The sequence below is a fragment of the Massilia sp. Soil_C_3 genome, from assembly GCF_057657035.1.
Map to the genome: position 1 here is coordinate 1 of NZ_JBDGJG010000006.1, position 21,599 is coordinate 21,599.

Sequence of the window (21,599 nt, forward strand, 5' to 3'; positions counted from 1 at the left end):
CAGTGTGAAAGTAGGTTATCGTCAGGCTAGTTATATGAAAAACCCCACCAGGTGATCCTGGTGGGGTTTTTTGCTTTGGGAATCTCCACCGCTTGTCCAACATCAGCGTCCAGTTCGCTGCCTCGCGGCAACATGCTCTAGTTTTCACCACTGGAGAAACCCCATGGAACCATCAAGTGAACCAGCCGGCCTGAGCGATAAGCTGATGGGCCCGATCACGGCCATCATCGACAAGCGGCGCGCAGATCTGATGCCGATGCTGCAGGGCGGTCCGGGCCAGGCTGCCCAGGCGGCTCTGCGCGACGACGAATGCGTGCGCAGGGTCGCCACTTTTTGCTACCCCTTGCTGCCGGTGCTGATCCGCCTGGCGGTGAAAGAGCCGACCTTTATCAGCTTCGTCCTCAACAACCGCGAGAAAGTGCTCGGGCGCCTCGCTGCGCCCATCTGAATCACTGCGCCGTCACCGTCACCGGCTCGGCCGTCGGAGCCACGCTCTGCCCGCGGCTGATGCTGTCGCCATCGTTGCGGCGCAGGCGCCAGAACACGGCCGAGGAGAGCAGGGTCAGCACCGCCAGGACGGCGAAGCCATGGTGCAGGGCCTGCGTCACCTGGCCCTGGTTGGTCTGCGACACGCCGCCCAGGAACCAGGCGGTGACGATCGATCCGGCCGCCAGGCCAAAGCTCATCGACAATTGCTGGAACGAGCTGGAAATCGTGCTGGCCATGCTGGTATCGGCCGGCTCAACGTCGGCATAGGCCAGCGTATTCATGCTCGAGAACTGCAGCGAGTTGAAGAAGCCCTGCATCAGGCCGATGCCGACGATCACCGCCAGCGGCGTGCCGGCATCCACCAGCGTGAACATCGCAATGGTCACGCCAATCATGATCGTGTTCACCAGCAGCACCCGGCGATAGCCGAAGCGCGCCAGCAAGCCGGGCGCGAACACCTTCATGCCCATCGCGGCCAGCGCCGCAGGCATCATCAGCAAGCCGGACTGCCAGGCCGGCAGCCCCAGCCCCAGCTGGTACAGCAACGGCAGCAAAAAGGGCAGGCCGCCGACACCGAGACGGGTGACGAAGCCGCCCAGCACCGCGATGCGGAAGGTGCGCACCTTGAGCAAGGTCAGGCGCAGGAGCGGGAACTTGGTGCGGCAGGCATGCCAGGCATACGCGCCCAGCAGGCCGAGCGCCAGCAGGAACAGCAGGCCGGCCGTCATGCCGTCGAGCGTATGCTCGCCAAATACTTCGAGCACCCAGGACAGCAGGGCGGTGCCGCTGCTGAACAGGATCAGGCCGGGCACGTCGAGCGGACGCCGCTGCTCGGCGCGATAGTCAGGCATATGGCGCCAGACAAAATACAGCGCAGCCAGTCCAACCGGAATATTGACGAAGAAGATCACGCGCCACGAGGTCCAGTGGACGATCAGGCCTCCCACCGTCGGCCCCAGCAGCGGCCCGATCAGGGCCGGGATGATGACGAAGTTCATCGCCCCCAGCAGCTCGTTCTTGGGGAAGGTGCGCACGATCGACAGGCGCCCGATCGGGATCATCATGGCGCCTCCCAATCCCTGCAGCAGCCGCGCGCCGGTCATCATGTGGGCGCTCACTGACAGCCCGCACAGCACCGATGCGAAGGTGAACACGGCAATGGCCGTGAAGAACACGCGTCGGGTGCCGAAGCGGTCGGCCATCCAGCCGCTCAAGGGAATGCCGACCGCGAGGCCCAGGATGTAGCTGGTGACAACCGATTTCAGGCTCAGCGGGGTGACGCCGAGGCTGGCGGCAATGCTGGGGATGGCGGTATTGACGATGGTCGCATCGAGCTGCTCCATGAACAGGGCAGTCGCAACGAGCCAGGGAAGGTAGCGCTTGAGGGTGGGCGAAGGGGTCAATCGGGCCTCGGGAAAACGGCAGGCGGCAGTGGCCGCCAGAGGCCCGATTGTGTCACAAACTGCAAGATGGCCGCGCCATGGACCGGCCGTTGCCAGCCCATGCGCGCATCATGGACATCAGAAGCGGTATGCCGCCTTGGCGATGAACCAGTTGGCGCCCGCGTTCGGGCTCTTGATGCTGGCGTTCGAGTAGTGCTGGTACTTCAGGCCGAAATCCCACTTCTGGGTGGTATAGCCGATGCCGATGTGGTCGCCGAACTGGAAGGCGGTCGACAGTTCCTTGTCTTCGTTCTTGTACAGGGTCGAGAACAGGTTGACGCCAATACCGATCTCTCCGTACAGGCCGAGCTTGTTGTCATTCTGGTAGCGGAACACCGGCGTGAAGCCGATCGCCGCCATATTCTTGTTCTGGCCGCGGACGTTCTCATACGAATTCAGGCGCCACAGGGCCAGGTTGCCTTCCCAGTAGCCCGACAGGTGACGGCCGTTGCCGGCGAACCAGCGCTTGTCCCAGTCGGACTGGACCGCGATGCGGTACATGCGCTGCTGCGGGTTGGTGCCGACTTCGAACGAAGCCGAATCGATGTAGCCATTGCCGACGGTGGACTGGGCCGAGGCGAATGGAGCGAACAGCGCGGCGCAGCAAGCCGCCAGGGCGCCGATTTTCTTGGTAGTGAGCATTGTTATCCTTGGAAGGAAAAAGCGTAATTCTTGTTTGATGCGCTATTGTACTAGCGAGAACAATAGCGTGCTGGCGTCTACGCAACCATGTGGCGAAGGTATGATAGCTACCCGCCAAACCCGAACCACATCAATAACAATGGCCGAACCAATCGAACCAAGCGTCGCTCCTCTGTACCCACTCGCCGCCCCCATGGTGCGCCAGCCCGAACCCGCAGTGCTGCCGCACGACCCGGTGGGCGAGCACATCGCAGCCCATCTCGGCAAGCCCGCCCTGTATTTCCACGAGACGCAGACCGGCGGCGTCCAGGTCGACATCCACGTGATCGGGCCGACCGACTCCTATCCCTACGTGCGCCTGGTGACGTCAGGCATGAGCAAGCAGCCGATGAACGTGCCGGAAGGCGCGCCGGCTTATGCCGAGCTCATGATGGCCCTGCCGGCGAACTGGCAACTGGACGAGGCCGCGATGCAGGACGAGCGCTGGTACTGGCCGGTCGCCCTGCTGCGCCACCTGGCGCACTATCCGCATACAGAGCGTACCTGGATTGGCCTCGGCCACTCCCTGCCAAACGGGAACCCGGCCAAGCCGTACATCGCCAGCATCGGCTTTTGCGGCGCCATCGTGCTGCCGCCGGCATCGAGCCCGGAACCGTTCCACTCGGTCACGGTCGACGGCAAGGACGTCTATTTCCACTGCGTCGTGCCGCTGTACAAGGAAGAGCTGAACCTGGCGCGCCGCCGCGGCTTCGCGGCACTGATCGACAAGTTCAACCAGTTCAACGTCACCGACGTGGTCGACCCGGCGCGCAAGAACACGGCCCGGAAAAAATTCCTGGGCCTGTTCTAAGCCTCAGGCCACAGGCAGGCTCATCTCCGCCAGCCTCACCCAGTAGCTGGCGCCGATCGGCAGCAGGTTGTCGTTGAAATCATAGCTGGCATTGTGCAGCTGGCAAGGGCCGAGCCCATGGCCGCCGGCGCGGTGATCGCCTTCGCCATTGCCGAGGAAGACGTAGCAGCCCGGCTTGGCCTGCAGCATGAACGCGAAGTCCTCGGCGCCCATGGTCGGTTCGACATTGGCGTCGACCTGGGCCGGGCCCGCCACCGCGCGCATCGCTTCGATCGCGAACGCGGTCTGTTCCGGATGGTTCACCAGCGGCGGGTAATTGCGCTTGAAACCGAAGTCGATGCTGGCGCCAAAGCCGGCCGCGATGCCATTCGCCATCTCCTGCATGCGGCGCTCGATCAGGTCGAGCACCCCGGTGGTGAAGGTGCGCACCGTGCCCACCAGTTCGGCTTCATCGGGGATGATATTGGTGGCGCTGCCGGCGTGGATCTGCGTGATCGACAGCACCGCGGTGTGCAGCGGGTTCTTCTCGCGCGAGACGATGGTCTGCCAGGCTTGCGCGATCTGCACGGCCACCATCACCGGATCGATGCCGCGATGCGGCTGCGCGGCGTGGGCGCCCTTGCCGCGTACGGTCACGCGGAACTCATTACTCGAGGCCATCATCGGGCCGGAGACGACACCGAAATGCCCTTCAGGGATGCCTGGCCAATTGTGCATGCCATACACGGCGTCCATCGGGAAGCGCTCGAACAGGCCGTCCTCGATCATGCGCTTGGCGCCGCCGCCGCCTTCCTCGGCCGGCTGGAAGATCAGGTACACGGTGCCGTCGAAGTTGCGGTGTTGCGCCAGGTAGTGGGCGGCGCCCAGCAGCATCGCGGTGTGGCCGTCATGGCCGCAGGCGTGCATCTTGCCCGCGTGGGTCGAGGCGTGCGCGAAGCCGTTCAATTCTTGCATCGGCAACGCGTCCATGTCGGCGCGCAGGCCGATCGCGCGGTCCGACGTGCCGTTCTTGATGATGCCGACCACGCCGGTCACGCCCAGGCCGCGCACCACGGGGACGCCCCATGCGCCCAGGCGTTCGGCAACGATTTGGGCGGTGCGGTGTTCTTCGTAGCACAGCTCCGGGTGGGCATGCAGGTCACGTCGGATGGCCTGGATCTCTGCTTGAGACGCCAGGATAGGTTCCACTAGTTTCATCGTGTTCTCCTCGCTGTTTGCGAATGTGTCACCACGCTGTCCAGCCTTTGCATGGCATCGTTTTAACTATTGTAGCGTGCCTCAAACAGACTTGACAGAGGAGGGCGCGAAGCCCGCTGGAATCGTATAAAGTATTGGATTCACGCAGTTTTTCACCGTAGCCTCATAAGAAAATGACCATTACCCACGTCCGTGCGACCTGCCCCCACGATTGTCCCGACACCTGCGCCATCCTCGTCAAAGTCGAAGACGGCGTCGCGACGGAAGTAAAGGGCGATCCGGAGCATCCGACCACGGCCGGGGTGTTGTGCACCAAGGTGTCGCGCTATGTCGACCGCACCTATCACCCGGACCGCGTGCTGTATCCGATGCGCCGCGTGGGCCGCAAGGGAGAGGGAAAATTCAAACGCATCAGCTGGGACGAAGCGCTCGACACCATCGCAGGACGTCTGAAAGACATCGGCGCACGCGACCCGCAAGCCATCCTGCCCTATAGCTACTGCGGCACCATGGGCCTGGTGCAGGGCGAATCGATGTCGCTGCGCTTCTTTAACAAACTGGGCGCCTCGCTGCTCGATCGCACCATCTGCGCCACCGCCGGCGCGACCGGTTATCGCTATACCATCGGCAGTTCGATCGGCACCGACCTCGAGGAGTTCCAGGACGCCAAATTGATCCTGATCTGGGGCGGCAACCCGATCGCCTCCAACCTGCATTTCTGGATGCGCGCGCAGGAAGCCAAGCGCCGCGGAGCGACCCTGATCGCGATCGATCCCTATCGTTCGCTGACGGCCGAGAAGTGCCACCAGCACATCGCCCTGTTGCCAGGCACCGATGCGGCGCTGGCGCTGGGCATGATGCATGTCTTGATCAAGGAAGACCTGCTCGATCACGACTATATCGCGCAATACACGCTCGGCTTCGAACCCCTGAAGGCGCGCGCCCTGGAGTGGACGCCCGAGCGCACCGCGGAAACCTGCGGCATCACGGTCGACGAAGTGGTCAACCTGGCGCGCCTGTACGGACAGACCGCGAAGCGCGGCGAAGCGGCCGCGATCCGTGTCAACTATGGCATCCAGCGCGTGCGCGGCGGCGGTATGGCGGTGCGCAACATCACCTGCCTGCCGGCGCTGGTGGGCGCCTGGCGCTTGCCGGCCGGCGGCATCCAACTGTCGACCTCGGCGTCGTTCCCGGTCAACCGACCGGCCTTGCAGCGCCCGGACTTGCTGGCCGGCCGCGCGCCGCGCACGATCAATATGACCACCATCGGCGACGACCTGCTCAGGCAAGCGTCGCCCGAATTCGGCCCGAAGATCGAGGCCGTCATCGTCTACAACGCCAACCCGCTGGCGATCGCGCCCGACTCGCGCAAGGTGCAGCAGGGCTTCGAGCGCGAAGACCTGTTCACCGTGGTGCTCGAGCACTTTCATACCGATAGCGCCGACTATGCCGACATCCTGCTGCCAGCCACCACCCAGCTCGAGCACGTCGATGCGCACCTGGCCTATGGCCACTTGTACATGATGGCGAATAATGCCGCTATCGCACCCGTCGGCGAATCGAAGCCGAACACCGAATTCTTCCGCCTGCTGGCGGCGCGCATGGGTTACGACGACCCGTGCTTCCAGGAGAGCGACGACGAGATCGCGGCCCAGGCCTTCAACAAGAACGATGCGCGCGCGATCCACTTCGACTGGGATTCGCTCAAGCGCAGCGGCTGGAAAAAGCTGAACATGCCGGCCGCGCCGTTCGCCGAAGGCGGTTTCACGACCCCGTCGGGCAAGTGCGAGTTCTTTTCCGAGAGCATGCTGGCCGATGGGCTCGATCCGGTGCCCACCTATATTCCGCCTTACGAGTCTGTTGCTTCTAACCCTGTATTGGCCGAAAAGTACCCGCTGGCGATGATTTCTCCGCCGGCGCGGAACTTCCTCAACTCCACGTTTGTCAATGTAAAGAGCCTGCGCGCAACTGAGGGCGAACCGCACCTCGACATCCACCCGAACGATGCTGCCGTACGCGGCATCGCCCACGGTGACATGGCGCGCATTTTTAACGACCGCGGTTCGTTCATCGCCCGCGCACGCGTGACCGACAAGGCGCGTGCTGGATTGGTGGTGGGCTTGTCAGTCTGGTGGAAGAAACTCGCCAGCGACGGCAAGAACGCCAATGAAGTCACCAGCCAGCGTTTGACCGACATGGGCCGGGCGCCCACTTTCTACGACACCCTTGTGCAGGTCGAAAGAGCTGCACCCTTGACGCGAGATGAATCCATCTAGATTTTCCCAGGCCTTCAAGCCAGTCATGGTCGCAGCAGCCGCGGCCCTCATGTTGTCAAGCTGCTCATCCCTCTCTTACTACACCCAGGCCGCGCAAGGCCAGCTGCAATTGCTGACCAATGCGCGTCCGATCGACGACTGGATCGCCGATAGCAACACCAACGTCAAGCTGCGCCACCGCCTCGAATCGGCGCGCCAGATCCGCCGCTTCGCCATCCAGGAAATGAAGCTGCCCGACAACGGCAGCTATACCAACTACACCAATCTCGGCCGGCCCTACGTGTTGTGGAACGTGGTCGCCACGCCCGAGCTGTCGCTCAAGCCCATCCAGTGGTGCTTCCCGGTGGCCGGCTGCGTGAGCTATCGCGGCTACTACAGCAAGGCCGAGGCCCAGGCGTATGCCGGGCAACTGCGCGCGCAGGGCAACGACGTCGAGGTCGGAGGCGTGAGCGCCTACTCGACCCTGGGCTGGTTCAGCGATCCCCTGATGTCGACCTTCATCAATTATCCGGACGCCGAGCTGGCGCGCCTGATCTTCCATGAACTGGCGCACCAGGTGGTCTACGTGGCGGGCGACTCGCAGTTCAACGAATCCTTCGCCAGCGCGGTGGAGCAGGCCGGCGTGGAAGCCTGGCTCGAGCGCTTCGGCAATCTTCAGATGAGCGAAGCGTACGAGCGCTATAAAACCCGCAAGAGCGACTTCCTGGCGCTGCTGCTGCGCTATCGCGGCGAGCTGGAGCGTACGTACAAGAGCATGGAGCCCGACGGCGTCAAGCGCGCCGCCAAGGGGCGCCTGTTCCTGGCGCTGCAGGACGACTACCAGGTGCTCAAGGCGAACTGGGGCGGCTACGCGGGTTACGACCGCTTCTTCGCTGAGCCGCTGTCGAACGCCCACCTGGCCTCGGTGGCGACCTATAACGATTTCGTGCCGGCGTTTCGCGTTTTGCTGCGCCGCGAGAAGACGTGGCGCGGCTTCTACAAGGCCGTCAACCAGCTGGCCAGGCTCGACAAGGAAGAGCGTCATCGCGTGCTCAAGCGCCTCGGCGCGACAGCCACGCCGGGCACGCTGGTGGTGCAGCGCACCATGGGAGCGTCCCCGTAGAGGACCGGTTCCAATCGCGGTAAAACCGCTTGCGCACAGGGGCGCTGCCCGATAGCATCACATCAGCGATGGCAAACCTATAAGCCACGTGCGCAGGCGCGCCCGGCAAACACCTCCGGCCGCCCGAACAGAACGATAAAAATCGAGACAGAGGTGAGCGATGGACAAAATTTGGCTGCAGTCGTATCCCCCGGGCGTGCCTGCGGAGATTGATCCGGATCAATACCGCTCCTTGGTGCATTTGCTCGAAGAATCCTTCAGCAAGTTCGCGGACCGCAAAGCCTATGTGTGCATGGACAAGTTCCTCACCTACGGCGAACTCGATGCGTATTCGAAGCGGCTGGCCGCCTGGCTGCAGAGCCGCGGCCTGGCCCCCGGCGCGCGCGTGGCGATCATGATGCCGAACGTGCTGCAGTATCCGGTCGCACTGGCCGCCGTGCTGCGCGCCGGCTACACCGTCGTCAACGTCAATCCTCTGTACACCGCGCGCGAACTCGAACACCAGCTCACCGACTCGGGCAGCGAAGCGATCATCGTGCTGGAAAATTTCGCCCACACCGTGCAGAAGGTGAAGGGCAAGACGCCCGTGCGCCACGTGGTGGTGGCCAGCATGGGCGAGATGCTGGGCGGCGTGAAGGGCATGCTGGTCAATTTCGTGGTCCGCAACGTCAAGAAGATGGTGCCCGAGTTCTCGCTGCCGAACATGGTCACCTTCAAGGACGCGCTGGCCCAGGGCGAACGCATGCCGTTCAAGCCGGCCCAACTCACGATCGACGACGTCGCCTTCCTGCAGTACACCGGCGGCACCACCGGCGTGTCGAAGGGCGCCACGCTCAGTCACCGCAACGTGATCGCCAACGTGCTGCAAAGCGAGGCCTGGTCGCAGCCGGCGCTGGGCGAGGCCGGCGGCGAGCAGGTGACGATCGTGTGTGCGCTACCGCTGTACCACATCTTCGCGCTGACCGCGTGCGCGATGTGGGGCATGCGCATGGGCGCCCTGAACGTCCTGATCGTCAATCCGCGCGACATTCCGGCCTTCGTCAAGGAACTGGCAAAATACCGCTTCAACATGCTGCCGGCGGTGAACACGCTGTATAACGCGCTGGCCAACAATCCCGATTTCGCCCACCTCGATTTCTCGGCGCTGCGGGTGTGCAACGGCGGCGGCATGGCGGTGCAGAAGCCCGTGGCCGACAAGTGGCGCCAGATCACCGGCGTGGCCATCATCGAAGGCTATGGCCTGTCCGAGACTTCGCCGGTGGCCACCTGCAACCGCGCCGACGGCACCGAATTCACCGGCACCATCGGCCTGCCGGTGCCGTCGACCGACATCGCGATCATCGACGACGAAGGCCGCCACCTGGCGCCGGGCGAGATCGGCGAGATCGCCATCCGCGGCCCGCAGGTGATGACCGGCTACTGGAACCGTCCGGACGAAACCGCGAAGGTGATGACCGCCGACGGCTTCTTCCGCTCGGGCGACGTCGGCATCATGGACGCCGCCGGCTTCGTGAAGATCGTCGACCGCAAGAAGGACATGATCCTGGTCTCGGGCTTCAACGTCTATCCGAACGAGCTCGAAGGGGTAATCGCCGGCCATGCGGGCGTGCTCGAATGCGCCGTGGTCGGGGTGCCGGACGAGCATTCGGGCGAGGCGGTCAAGGTATTCGTGGTAAAGAAAGACCCTGGCCTCACGGCCGAACAGCTGATGGGCTACTGCAAGGAGCAGTTCACCGGCTACAAGCGACCGAAGTACATCGAATTCCGCGATGAGCTGCCGAAGACGAACGTCGGCAAGATCCTGAGGCGGGCGCTGAGGGACGAGAAAAAGCAGCCGGAGACGGTGGCATAAGCATTGTGACGGGACTTACCCGGCGAAAGCCGCCCCGTCGGGCGGCTTTCGCGTTTTATTGGAACCAACAAGGAAGGCAGGACAGATGGACAAATTTTGGCTCTCGTCGTACGAGAACGGCGTGGCGACGGAAATCGATCCGACCCAGTACCGCTCGCTGACGCATTTGCTGGAGGAGGCGTTTCGCAAGTACGCCGACCGCAAGGCCTATGCCTGCATGGGCAAGTCCATCACGTTCGCCGAACTCGATGCGATGTCGCAGCGGATGGCGGCCTGGCTGCAGGCGCGCGGCCTTCAAGCCGGCGCGCGCGTGGCGATCATGCTGCCCAACGTGCTGCAGTATCCGGTGGCGCTGGCCGCCGTGCTGCGCGCCGGCTACGTGGTCGTCAACGTCAATCCGCTGTACACCCCGCGCGAGCTGCAGCACCAGCTGGTCGACTCGGGCGCCGAGGCGATCGTGGTGCTCGAGAACTTCGCCCACACGCTTGAGCAGGTGGTGAGCCAAACGGCGGTGAAGCATATTGTCCTGGCCACCATGGGCGACCTCTTGGGCGGCCTGAAAGGCTCGCTGGTCAACCTGGTGGTGCGCAAGGTCAAGAAGATGGTGCCAGCCTATTCGCTGCCGGGCGCGATCGGTTTCAACAAGGTGCTCGCCGACGGCGCGCGCGAAACCCTCAAGGCGGTCACGATCGGCCACGACGACATCGCCTTCCTGCAGTACACGGGCGGCACCACCGGCGTGTCGAAGGGCGCGGTGCTGCTGCACCGCCACGTGATCGCCAACGTGCTGCAGAACGAAGCCTGGTTCGGCCCGACCCTCGGCAAGCTCAAGGCCGGCGAACAGCCGCAGTTCGCCTGCGCGCTGCCGCTGTACCACATCTATGCGCTCACGGTCTGCGCGCTGCTGGGCCTGCGCATCGGCGGCATGAACCTGTTGATCCCGAACCCGCGCGACATCAAGGGCTTCATCAAGGAGCTGGGCGGATACCGCATCAACATCTTCCCGGCCGTGAACACGCTCTATAACGGCCTGCTCAACAACGACGATTTCGCCAAACTCGACTTCTCGGGCCTGCTGGTGTGCCCGGGCGGCGGCATGGCGGTGCAAAAAGCCGTGGCCGACAAGTGGCTCAAGACCACCGGCATCCCGATCGTCGAGGGCTATGGCTTGTCGGAGACCTCGCCGGTGGTAACCGCCAACCGCTGCGACATCCTTGACTTCACCGGCACCATCGGCCTGCCGCTGCCGTCGACCGAGCTGCGCATCCTGGACGAGGCGGGCAACGAAGTCCCGTTCGGCACGGCCGGCGAGATCGCCGTGCGCGGCCCGCAGGTGATGGCCGGCTACTGGCAGCGCGACGACGAGACGGCCAAGGTCATGACCGCGGACGGCTTCTTCAAGACCGGCGACATCGGCATCATGGACGACAAGGGCTATACCCGCATCGTCGACCGCAAGAAGGACATGATCCTGGTCTCGGGTTTCAACGTCTATCCGAACGAAGTGGAGGGCGTGGTGGCCTCGCACCCGGGCGTGCTGGAAGTGGCGTGCGTGGGCGTGCCGGACCAGAACTCGGGCGAGGCCGTGAAGCTGTACGTGGTGAAGAAGGACGCCGATCTGACCACTGAACAGATCAAGGAATTCTGCAAGGAACAGCTGACCGGCTACAAGCGGCCCAAGTTCATCGAATTCCGCGAGACCCTGCCGAAGACGAACGTCGGCAAGATCCTGCGGCGCGAACTGCGCGACGAGAAGAAGACCGCGTGACCGGCTTGCGCGTCAATTTGATCGTTTAACTCAGTACGGCCACGTCGTTCCCGCGCAGGCGGGAACCTAAGTTTGTCAGCGTTATCGATACGCACGCAGTACTTGGGGGGGGACAGTGCCAGTGGCACTGTTCCCGCCTTCGCGGGAACGACGTTTTTACGTCAACAATAACGGAAGCGAGCGGGTTATCAGCGGTGCGCCACCAGCGACTCGAGCGGCGGCAGCTGGCGCGGCTTGCGGTCCGGGCCGGTGGCGACATAGGTCAGCGTCGCCTCGGTCACCTTGACCACCTCGGCCGCCAGGCGGTTGCGTTCTGCGTACACCTCGACGAAGACGGTGATCGAGGTATTGCCGACCTTGGTGATGTCGGCATAGAACGACAGCAGGTCGCCCACGAACACCGGGTTCTTGAACAGGAAGGAGTTGACGGCGATGGTCGCCACGCGGCCATTGGCGCGGCGGGTGGCCGGCAGCGAGCCGGCCAGGTCGACCTGGGCCATGATCCAGCCGCCGAACACGTCGCCGTACACATTGGCGTCGGACGGGGCGGGCATGACGCGCAATTCGGGCATTTTTCCTGCCGGCAGACGTACCGTGGTCGGGACGGTGGCAGGAGCGGTCGGGGTGTTTTCGGGCGTGGTCATCGTGAATTCTCGGTAAAAGCTACAATCGACCCGAATTGAACCATAAATCCAGAAGCCCCGTCATGCGCCGCAACTCAGCTCCACTCCCTCCCGACACCACCGGTGTGCCCCGCAACGACTGGGGCACCCTCAAAACCCTGTTTCCCTACCTGTGGGTCTACAAGTGGCGGGTGATGGCCGCCATGGCTGCGCTGGTCGGCGCCAAGATGGCCAACGTCGGCGTGCCGCTGGTGCTCAAGAAGATCATCGACGGCCTGGCGATCGACCCGGCGCACCCGCATGCGCTGCTGGTGCTGCCGCTCGGCCTACTGGTCGGCTATGGCCTGCTGCGGCTGTCGATGACGGTCTTCACCGAGCTGCGCGAGTTCCTGTTCGCGCGCGTGACCCAGCGCGCGGTGCGCACCATCGCGCTCAAGGTGTTCCGCCACCTGCACGCGCTGTCGCTGCGCTTCCACCTGAACCGCCAGACCGGCGGCATGACGCGCGACATCGAGCGCGGCACGCGCGGCGTCAATTCGCTCATTTCGTATTCGCTGTTTAACATCCTGCCGACCCTGGTCGAGATCACGCTGGTGCTGGTCTACCTGGTGTTCAACTACGATATCTGGTTCACCATCATCACGGCGGTTGCGCTGGCGTCCTACATCACCTTCACGGTGATCGTGACCGAGTGGCGCACCCACTTCCGGCGCACGATGAACGAGCTGGAGTCAAAAGCGTCGACCAAGGCGATCGACTCGCTGCTCAACTACGAGACCGTCAAGTACTTCGGCAACGAAGACTACGAGGCGCGGCGCTACGACGAAGGCCTCAAGAACTACGAGAATGCCGGGGTGCGTTCGCAGACCTCGCTGTCCTTCCTCAACACCGGACAATCGCTGATCATCGCGACCGCTGTCACCTTGATCCTGTGGCGCGCAACCGAGGGCGTCATTGCCGGCACCATGAGTCTGGGCGACCTGGTGCTGGTCAATACCTTCATGATCCAGCTCTACCTGCCGCTCAACTTCCTGGGCGTGATCTACCGCGAGATCAAGCAAAGCCTGGCCGATATGGAACGCCTGTTTGGCCTCTTGGACCAGAACCGCGAAGTGGCCGACAGTCCCAAGGCGCAGCCGCTGGCGACGAAAGGCGCCGAGGTGGCGTTCTCGCACGTCGAGTTCAGTTACGAGACCAAGCGGCAGATCCTGTTCGACGTCGACTTCACGATTCCCGCCGGGACCACCACTGCCGTGGTGGGGCATAGCGGCTCGGGCAAATCGACCCTGTCACGGCTGCTGTTCCGCTTCTACGACGTCAACGGCGGCGCGATCCGCATCGATGGCCAGGACCTGCGCGACATCACCCAGGAATCGCTGCGCGCCGCGATCGGCATCGTGCCGCAGGACACGGTGCTGTTCAACGACACGATCGAATACAACATCGCCTACGGCCGGCCCGGCGCCAGCCGTGAAGACATCGTGGCAGCCGCGCGTGCGGCCTCGATCCACGACTTCATCGAGAGCCTGCCGGACGGTTACGGGAGCATGGTGGGCGAGCGCGGCCTGAAACTGTCGGGTGGCGAAAAGCAGCGGGTGGCAATCGCGCGCACCTTGTTGAAAGATCCGGCGATCCTGATCTTCGACGAGGCCACGTCGGCGCTCGATTCGCGTGCGGAGCAGGCGATCCAGGCCGAGCTGAAGGAGATCGCCAAGAACCGCACGACGCTGGTGATCGCACACCGCCTGTCGACGATCGCCGATGCGCAGCAGATCATCGTGCTCGACCACGGCAGGATCGTCGAACGCGGCACGCACTATTCGCTGCTGGCGGCGCAGGGCCTGTATGCGCAGATGTGGGAACGGCAGCTGGCGCGGCCGGATGAGGATGTGGCGTCGCCGCCGCTGCAGTTGAATGCGCAGCAGGTTTAGCGCGCTGCGTTAGCACGTCGTTCCCGCGCAGGCGGGAACCCAAGTCCGTCGCTTATCGCAACAGCATGCAGTAGTGGTTCACACGCAAACTTGGGTTCCCGCCTCCGCGGGAACGACGTGCCAGATGACCTGTCCGACTCGATCAGTAGGTATAAAACATCCGCTGGATCTCCCTGGTGCCGGTCGTCTTGGTCAACGCCAGCATCAGCAGAATGCGCGCCTTTTGCGGGCTCAGCGTATCGGCCACCACGAAGTCCAGCTCGTCGTCATTGGCTTCGCCATTGCGCGCCACGATGCCCTGGCCGACGCGGCTCGCGCGCACGATCACGACGCCGTCCTTGCGCGCCTTGACCAGCGCCGGCTTCGTCTTTGCCGGCAGGCTGCCGTTGCCCACGCCCGCATGCACCAGCCCCCTGGCGCCGGCCGCGACTAGGGCATTGACGGCGACGTCGCCCACGTTCGCATACGCATAGGCCACGTCGACCTGCGGCAGCGCATCGAGTTTGCTCACGTCGAACTCGGTGTCCAGCGTATGGTTGCGCACCACGTTACGGTAGAAGAACGGCTTGCCGCCCTGGATATAGCCGATCACGCCCAGTTCCGACGTACGGAAGGTGTCGGTCGTGGTGGTGTTGGCCTTGGTGACGTCGCGCGCCGAATGGATCTGGTCGTTCATCGCCACCAGCACGCCGCGGCCGGCCGCCTCGGGCGTGCCGGCCAGGCGCACCGCGTTGTACAGGTTGATCGGGCCGTCGGCCGACAACGCGGTCGACGGCCGCATCGAACCGACCACCACCACCGGCTTTTTGCTCTTGACCGTCAGGTGCAGGAAATACGCCGTCTCTTCCAGCGTGTCGGTGCCGTGGGTGATCACGATGCCGTCCACGTTCGGCTGCGCCAGCAGCACGTTGACGCGCTTGGCCAGTTGCAGCCATTGCGCGTCGCTGATGTTTTCGCTGGCGATCTGGAACACCTGCTCGCCGGTGACGTTGGCTATCCTTGAGATCTCGGGCACCGCAGCGATCAGCGATTGCACGCCCACGGTGGCGGCGGTGTAGCCGACCGTGGTGGTGCTGGTGGCGCCGGTGCCGGCGATGGTGCCGCCGGTGGCGAGGATGGTCACGTTCGGCAGCTTGGCCGTCTGGGCTTGCACGGCGGCGGCCGCGAACATGAACATGAAGCCGCACAGCATGGTGCGTACGGCTTGGGGGAACTGCTTGGACATCGTGTTACTACCTTTCTAAAACTGGCGGGACGCCCTGGAAATCAGGGCTTCTTGTAGACCACGCCATCCTTCATTACAAACTTGACCTCCTCGAGCACTTTCACGTCCTGCAAGGGATCGCCCTCGACCGCGATGATGTCGGCCGCGAAGCCCGCGTCGATCGCGCCCAGGCGCTTCGGCTGGTCGAGCAGGATGGCAGCGTTGACCGTGGCCGAGCGGATCGCATCAAGCGGCGTCATGCCCGCTTCGACCATATAGCCGAATTCCTTGGCATTGTCGCCATGCGGGAACACGCCGGCATCGGTGCCGAAGGCGATCTTCACACCGGCCTTATAGGCGCGGCCGAAGGTGGCTTGCAGCTGAGGACCGATCGCGGCCGCTTTCGGACGCACCAGGGCGGAATAATAATTCGGTTCCTTGGCCTTGTCCGCCACATAGCGGCCGGCCGAGATGGTCGGCACATACCAGCCGCCGCCCTTCTTGAACAGCGCGATGACTTCGTCGTCCATCAGGGTGCCGTGCTCGATCGAATCGACGCCGACGCGCAGCGCGCGCTTCATGCCTTCGGCGCCGTGGGCGTGGGCCGCGACGCGGAAACCGTAGTCCTTCGCGGTGCTCACCACGGCGCGCAGCTCGTCCTCGGTGTACTGCGAATTGTGGCCGCTGGCGGCCTGGCTCAGCACGCCACCGGTGGCGGTGACCTTGATCAGGTCGGCGCCGTCCTTGTAGCGGGTGCGCACCGCCTGGCGCGCCTCCTCGGGGCTGTTGAGCACACCCTCGGTGGGGCCGGGCGTGCCGATCTTCTCGGACAGGAAGTGCGACAGGTTGTTGGTCGGGTCGGCGTGGCCGCCGGTGGTGGCCAGCGATTTGCCGGCGGTGAACATGCGCGGACCCGGCACTTCGCCGGCGGCAATCGCCCGCTTGAGCGAGATGTTCAGGTTGTCGGCGGCGCCCAGGTCGCGCACCGTGGTGAAGCCGGCCATCAGGGTGCGCTCGGCGTACTTCACCGAACGATAGGCCATGTCGGCAGGATTGGCGGCCAGGCGGTCGCGGTAGGCGTCGACCGCCGGCTGGGTTTCGCTGGTCAGGTGCACGTGCATGTCGATCAGGCCCGGCAGGCAGCTGTGGCGCGACAGGTCGATGTTGCCAGGGGCTTGCGTCATGGGGCCGACCGAGACGATGCTGCCGTTTTCGATCACGATGCTGACGCGCTCGCGCCATGCGCCTTTCTGGACGTCCAGCAGCCGGCCGCAGTCGACCGTCTGGGTGGCGGCGTGCGCACTGTTCAGGGCCAGCAGCATGCCGGCGGCAACCATCTGTTTCATCTCTTTCCCCTTGTTGTGATTATCGATGTTGAAAAAACAAAGGCCCTCCATTGCTGGAAGGCCTCGGGTGCTACGGGCAGCCGCTCACCACACCTACTTCAGCGGTGAGATGGCGGGTTCTTTGTTGGGTTCTCCCAGGTCGCCCTCCCACTTGGCGACGACGGCGGTGGCGATGCCATTGCCGATCACGTTGGTGGCCGAGCGCGCCATGTCCAGGAAGTGGTCGATCGCCAGCAGCAGCAAGAGGCCCGCTTCCGGGATGTCGAACTGGTTCAGGGTGGCGGCGATCACGACCAGCGAGGCGCGCGGCACGCCGGCCATGCCTTTCGAGGTCAGCATCAGCACCAGCATCATGGTGATCTGGGTGCCGATCGACAGGTCGATGCCGTAGGCCTGGGCAATGAAGACGGCCGCGAATGTGCAGTACATCATCGAGCCATCCAGGTTGAACGAATAGCCGATCGGCAGCACGAACGAGGCCAGGCGGTTCTTGACGCCGAAGCGCTCCAGGCTTTCCAGGGTTTTCGGGAACGCCGCTTCGGACGAGGCGGTCGAGAAGGCCAGCACGGTCGGGCCGCGCAGCTCCGAGATCAGGCGCAAGATGCGCGGGCCGATCACGGCCATGCCGATGCCGATCAGGACGATCCACAGCAGCGCGATGCCGAAGTAGAACTGGGCCATGAAGATGCCATAGGTCGACAGCACGCCCAGGCCACTCTTGGCGATGATGCCGGCGACTGCCGCGAACACCGCGATCGGGGCGAAGTTCATCACGTAGCCGGTCAGCTTGAGCATGACGTGGGCGACGCCGTCGATGGCATCGATCAGCGGCGTGGCGCGCGCGCCGACGGCGGCGGCGGCGGTGCCGAAGAACAGCGAGAACACCACGATCTGCAGGATCTCGTTCTTGGCCATGCCGTCGACGATCGAGGTCGGGATCAGGTGGGTGATGAAGTCCTTCATCGTCAGGCTGCCGGTGGTGATGCCCGACTGCGCGTCGACCGGCGGCATCATGCCTGCCGCGAACAGCGCGTCGCCCGGACGGAAGATGTTCACCAGGACCAGGCCCAGCGACAGCGAGATGACCGAGGCGATCATGAACCAGCCCAGCGCCTTGACGCCGATGCGGCCGACTTCCTTGGCGTCGCCCATCTTGGCGATGCCGACCACCAGGGTCGCGAACACCAGCGGCGCGATGATCATCTTGATCAGGCGGAGGAACATCGTGGTAATCAGCGACATCGTGTCGGAGAAGCTCGTCGCGCCCGCCGTATCCGTATTGGCGTTGACCAGGTAGCCGACGACGATGCCGACCACCAGGGCGATCATGATGAAGGTAGTCAGGCGATTTCGATTGTTCATAAAGCTTCCTGTCGTGTGGACCTGTGCAGGGCCGGCGGCGGCGGATCGCGCTGTCGCTGGCAGGTTGTTCGGGCAATGACCGGTTTTCGAGGACCGAAGGCCGGTTGGTACTGAAGATTATGGCAAGTTCCGCAGTATCCTAGGCACAGTTAGTGCTGTCAAGCACGCTTACACCGTTGTCGTTACGGTAATCCGACACGCTTTTCCGGCCCGCCGAACGTACCCCGCGCCGCGCGGCGCAGCGCAGGTAAAATACGCCTTTCATACGCCATTCGTTTCCGAGAGCCGCCATGTCCACCATCGAGACCCCAGACACCATCACCATCACCCGCCCAGACGACTGGCACCTGCACCTACGCGACGGCGCGGCGATGGCCAGCGTGCTGCCGCACACCGCCCGCCAGTTCGGCCGCGCGATCGTGATGCCAAACCTGCGCCCGCCCGTGACCACGGCCGCCGCCGCTCTTGAATACCGCGCCCGCATCCTGGCCGCGCTGCCGGAGGGTATGGTCTTCGAGCCCTTGATGACGCTGTACTTGACCGACGCTACCTCCCCGGACGAGATCCGCCGCGCCCAGGACACCGGTTTCATCCACGCGGTCAAGCTGTACCCGGCCGGCGCCACCACCAACTCGGACGCCGGCGTCACCGACCTGAAAAAGTGCTACAAGACGCTGGAAGTGATGCAGGAAGTCGGCATGCCGCTGCTGGTGCATGGCGAAGTGACCGACAACGAGATCGACCTGTTCGATCGCGAAGCCGTGTTCATCGAGCGCGTGATGCGCCCGCTGCGTAAAGACATGCCGGCGCTGAACGTGGTGTTCGAGCACATCACCACCAAGGACGCGGCACAGTACGTGGCCGAGGCCGAAGGCCCGATCGCGGCCACCATCACGGCCCACCACCTGCTGTACAACCGCAACGAGATCTTCCGCGGCGGCATCCGCCCGCACTTCTACTGCCTGCCGGTGTTGAAGCGCGAAGAACACCGCCTGGCGCTGGTCACCGCCGCCACCAGCGGCGACGAACGCTTCTTCCTGGGCACCGACTCGGCCCCGCACGCGGTGCACACCAAGTACGCCGCCTGCGGCTGCGCCGGCTGCTACACCGCGCTGCACGCGATGGAGATGTATACCGAAGCCTTCGCCCAGGCCGGTGCGCTCGACAAACTGGAAGCCTTCGCCAGCTTCAACGGCCCGGCCTTCTACAACCTGCCGAGGAACGTTGGTACGATCACGCTCAAGCGCGAAAGCTGGACCCTGCCGGAATCGGTGCCGATGGGCGAACACCAGCTGGTGCCGCTGAACGCGGGCGAGAGCATCAACTGGAAGATGGTATAAGCGGCACCGTGCTGCCGCCGATCGACTGGGCGCAGCCCTGGTACGACACGGTGCGCCCGGCTTTCGAGCGCGCCGCGCCGCCGCCGGAAGGCTTCATCGACGCCTTCAACGTGGCGGCGCGCGCGCTCGACCTGCGTAATGGTGGCGGCATGCCGCTGTCCTTCGTGCCGCAAGCCGCGCTGCCGGAAGGGACGGCCTATGAAGAATTCATCGGCGCCACCGGCCAGGTGCCGACCCGCGACAACCTGCACGATTTCTTCAATGCGTTGGTGTGGCAGACCTTCCCGGGTATCAAGCGCGCGCTGAACGCGCTGCAGGCGGCGCAGATCGCCGAGGCTGGCGTCGGCAAGTCGCGCGGGCCGGCGCGCGACGCCGCCACCATCTTCGACGAGAACGCGGCCTTGCTGGTGGTGCGCGACGATGACGCCGGGCGTGCGCTGGTCGACGACTTGCGTGCGCACCGCTGGTTAGAGGCCCTGTACGATAAGCGTGACTTGTTCGGCAAGGACGTCGAGGTCTGGCTGTTCGGCCACGCGCTGATGGAAAAGCTGGTGGCGCCGCGCAAGGCGATCACCGCGCATACGCGGGTGGTGTTTGCCGGCGACGATTACTTTGCGCTGGGATTGGACGCGCGTCGTGCATGGCTCGACCGCGAAGTGGCGGCGAGCCTGGCGAACGAAGAACTGACGCCGGGCGGCTTCACGCCCCTGCAAGTGCTGGGCATTCCAGGCTGGTGGCCTGGGCAAGACCCTGATTTTTATCTCGATACGACTGTGTTCCGTCCCAAGCGGACGGCTTGAATGGGAGAAGCCGATGGCTGAAACGGTACGCTGGGGAATTCTCGGCACAGGCAAGATTTCGCGTGCCTTTGCCAATGCATTGAAGGACGTGCCGGGCGCCGTGCTGGCCGCCGTGGGTTCGCGCAGCCAGGACAAGGCGGCGGCCTTCGCCGAGGAATTCGGCGCGCTGGCCAGCTATGGCTCGTGCGAGCTGCTGGCCCAGGCCGAGGGCGTCGACCTGATCTACATCGGCACGCCGCATCCGGAGCATGCCGGCAACGCCCTGATGGCGCTGCGCGCCGGCAAGGGCGTGCTGTGCGAGAAGCCGTTCACTATGAACCTGCGCGAGGCCGAGCAGGTGGTGACGCTGGCGCGTTCGAAACGCCTGTTCCTGATGGAGGCGATGTGGACGCGCTACCTGCCGGCTTACCTGGAAGTGAAACGCATCCTCGCCTCGGGCGAGATCGGTACCCCGCGCCAGATCGTCGCCGACTTCGGCTTCGCTGCCGCCTTCGGTCCCGAGCACCGCGTGTTCAATCCCGAGCTGGGCGGCGGCGCGCTGCTCGACCTGGGCATCTATCCGCTGTCGGTCGCTGCGGGTCTGCTGGGGCCAGTGATCGAAGTCCGTGCGCAAGCCGAGATGGGCCCGACTGGCGTCGACGTGCAGACCGGCTTCACGCTCAAGCATGAAGGCGGCGGCATGTCGGTGTGCAGCTGCTCCTTCCTGGCGCGCACGCCGGCCGAGCTGACCGTGTCGGGCGAGCGCGGCCAGGTGCGGATGAACACCATGTTCCACCGCGCGACCTCGGTCACGGTCAAGCTGGACGACGGCAGCGAGCGCACGATCGAGACCCCGTACCTCGGCAACGGCTATGTGCACGAGGCGATCGAGGCCCAGCGCTGCTGGCAGCAGGGGCTGCTGGAAAGCCCGTCGATGACGCAGGGCGAAACGCTGGCGCTGATGGGGGTGATGGACGAGATCCGGCGCCAGATCGGCCTGCGTTACGCGGCCGACCGCGCATAGGGCCGATGCCATGAAGCTCGGGAGCGTCACGCCGATCCTGCGCATCTTCGACGAGGCCAAGGCCAGGGAGTTCTATGTCGACTACCTCGGCTTCACGGTCGACTGGGACCACCGCTTCGGCCCCGGCATGCCGCTGTACCTGCAGGTCTCGCGCGGCGACTGCGTGCTGCACCTGAGCGAGCATCACGGCGATTGCTGCCCGGGCGCGGCGCTGCGGATCGAGGTCGACGACGTCGATGGCCTGCATGCCGAACTCACCGCCAAGCAATATGGTTACGCACGGCCCGGGATCGAGGACACGCCGTGGGAGACGCGCGAGCTGAGCGTCAAGGATCCGTTCGGGAACAGGCTGACGTTCGCCGGCTAGCGGGC

The 21,599-nt window shown here is 64.4% G+C and carries 18 protein-coding genes; 11 read left to right on the forward strand and 7 right to left on the reverse strand.

Going from position 1 to position 21,599, the window contains the following annotated elements:
* Positions 1–163: 163 nt before the first annotated feature.
* Positions 164–448: a hypothetical protein gene (locus AC3A6F_RS12950; RefSeq protein ID WP_487681311.1), complete on the forward strand. Its 285-nt coding sequence runs from the start codon at positions 164–166 to the stop codon at positions 446–448.
* Between the two features lies 1 nt (position 449).
* On the opposite strand, the gene AC3A6F_RS12955 is transcribed toward AC3A6F_RS12950, so the two are convergent.
* Positions 450–1,892, reverse strand: a complete 1,443-nt coding sequence (locus tag AC3A6F_RS12955) for a DHA2 family efflux MFS transporter permease subunit (RefSeq protein WP_487681313.1) — start codon at positions 1,890–1,892, stop codon at positions 450–452.
* A 117-nt stretch (positions 1,893–2,009) separates the two neighbouring features.
* Complete coding sequence (locus tag AC3A6F_RS12960; protein ID WP_123069894.1) at positions 2,010–2,573, reverse strand: acyloxyacyl hydrolase; 564 nt, start codon at positions 2,571–2,573, stop codon at positions 2,010–2,012.
* 139 nt (positions 2,574–2,712) lie between these two features.
* On the opposite strand from AC3A6F_RS12960, the gene AC3A6F_RS12965 reads away from it, so the two are divergent.
* Positions 2,713–3,423: a suppressor of fused domain protein gene (locus AC3A6F_RS12965; protein WP_487681315.1), complete on the forward strand. Its 711-nt coding sequence runs from the start codon at positions 2,713–2,715 to the stop codon at positions 3,421–3,423.
* A 3-nt stretch (positions 3,424–3,426) separates the two neighbouring features.
* On the opposite strand, the gene AC3A6F_RS12970 is transcribed toward AC3A6F_RS12965, so the two are convergent.
* Entirely contained in the window at positions 3,427–4,620 is a 1,194-nt protein-coding gene (locus AC3A6F_RS12970; protein WP_487681317.1) for a M20 aminoacylase family protein, read from the reverse strand.
* A gap of 173 nt (positions 4,621–4,793) precedes the next feature.
* Here AC3A6F_RS12970 and AC3A6F_RS12975 point away from each other — a divergent pair, with 173 nt between their 5' ends.
* From AC3A6F_RS12975 to AC3A6F_RS12990, 4 genes are all read left to right on the forward strand, one after another.
* Positions 4,794–6,896: a molybdopterin-containing oxidoreductase family protein gene (locus AC3A6F_RS12975; protein ID WP_487681319.1), complete on the forward strand. Its 2,103-nt coding sequence runs from the start codon at positions 4,794–4,796 to the stop codon at positions 6,894–6,896.
* Between the two features lie 25 nt (positions 6,897–6,921).
* On the forward strand, positions 6,922–7,998 hold the full coding sequence (locus tag AC3A6F_RS12980) for an aminopeptidase (protein WP_487682083.1): 1,077 nt from the start codon (positions 6,922–6,924) through the stop codon (positions 7,996–7,998).
* A gap of 160 nt (positions 7,999–8,158) precedes the next feature.
* Positions 8,159–9,850, forward strand: coding sequence for a long-chain-fatty-acid--CoA ligase (locus tag AC3A6F_RS12985; protein WP_487681321.1), 1,692 nt, complete (start codon positions 8,159–8,161; stop codon positions 9,848–9,850).
* Between the two features lie 85 nt (positions 9,851–9,935).
* A complete protein-coding gene (locus tag AC3A6F_RS12990; RefSeq protein ID WP_487681323.1) occupies positions 9,936–11,618 on the forward strand; it encodes a long-chain-fatty-acid--CoA ligase in 1,683 nt (560 codons plus the stop codon).
* A 188-nt stretch (positions 11,619–11,806) separates the two neighbouring features.
* On the opposite strand, the gene AC3A6F_RS12995 is transcribed toward AC3A6F_RS12990, so the two are convergent.
* Positions 11,807–12,262: an acyl-CoA thioesterase gene (locus AC3A6F_RS12995; RefSeq protein ID WP_487681325.1), complete on the reverse strand. Its 456-nt coding sequence runs from the start codon at positions 12,260–12,262 to the stop codon at positions 11,807–11,809.
* A 62-nt stretch (positions 12,263–12,324) separates the two neighbouring features.
* Here AC3A6F_RS12995 and AC3A6F_RS13000 point away from each other — a divergent pair, with 62 nt between their 5' ends.
* Complete coding sequence (locus tag AC3A6F_RS13000; RefSeq protein ID WP_487681327.1) at positions 12,325–14,172, forward strand: ABCB family ABC transporter ATP-binding protein/permease; 1,848 nt, start codon at positions 12,325–12,327, stop codon at positions 14,170–14,172.
* 142 nt (positions 14,173–14,314) lie between these two features.
* On the opposite strand, the gene AC3A6F_RS13005 is transcribed toward AC3A6F_RS13000, so the two are convergent.
* The 3 genes from AC3A6F_RS13005 to AC3A6F_RS13015 all read right to left on the reverse strand — a co-directional run bounded on the left by AC3A6F_RS13005 (position 14,315) and on the right by AC3A6F_RS13015 (position 18,084).
* Positions 14,315–15,349, reverse strand: a complete 1,035-nt coding sequence (locus tag AC3A6F_RS13005) for a type II asparaginase (RefSeq protein ID WP_487682084.1) — start codon at positions 15,347–15,349, stop codon at positions 14,315–14,317.
* Positions 15,350–15,438: 89 nt separating this feature from the next.
* On the reverse strand, positions 15,439–16,722 hold the full coding sequence (locus tag AC3A6F_RS13010; protein WP_487681329.1) for a metal-dependent hydrolase family protein: 1,284 nt from the start codon (positions 16,720–16,722) through the stop codon (positions 15,439–15,441).
* Positions 16,723–16,815: 93 nt separating this feature from the next.
* Complete coding sequence (locus tag AC3A6F_RS13015; RefSeq protein WP_487681331.1) at positions 16,816–18,084, reverse strand: dicarboxylate/amino acid:cation symporter; 1,269 nt, start codon at positions 18,082–18,084, stop codon at positions 16,816–16,818.
* Between the two features lie 290 nt (positions 18,085–18,374).
* On the opposite strand from AC3A6F_RS13015, the gene pyrC reads away from it, so the two are divergent.
* Genes pyrC through AC3A6F_RS13035 form a run of 4 tightly spaced genes read left to right on the forward strand, consistent with a single transcriptional unit; the run spans position 18,375 to position 21,594 of the window.
* Positions 18,375–19,424, forward strand: a complete 1,050-nt coding sequence (gene pyrC, locus AC3A6F_RS13020; RefSeq protein ID WP_487681333.1) for a dihydroorotase — start codon at positions 18,375–18,377, stop codon at positions 19,422–19,424.
* Between the two features lie 8 nt (positions 19,425–19,432).
* Positions 19,433–20,224, forward strand: coding sequence for a DUF3025 domain-containing protein (locus AC3A6F_RS13025; RefSeq protein WP_487681335.1), 792 nt, complete (start codon positions 19,433–19,435; stop codon positions 20,222–20,224).
* Positions 20,225–20,237: 13 nt separating this feature from the next.
* Positions 20,238–21,227, forward strand: coding sequence for a Gfo/Idh/MocA family protein (locus tag AC3A6F_RS13030; protein ID WP_487681337.1), 990 nt, complete (start codon positions 20,238–20,240; stop codon positions 21,225–21,227).
* Between the two features lie 10 nt (positions 21,228–21,237).
* Positions 21,238–21,594 (forward strand): glyoxalase superfamily protein, encoded by a 357-nt coding sequence (locus tag AC3A6F_RS13035; RefSeq protein WP_487681339.1) that lies wholly within the window; start codon positions 21,238–21,240, stop codon positions 21,592–21,594.
* Positions 21,595–21,599: the final 5 nt, after the last annotated feature.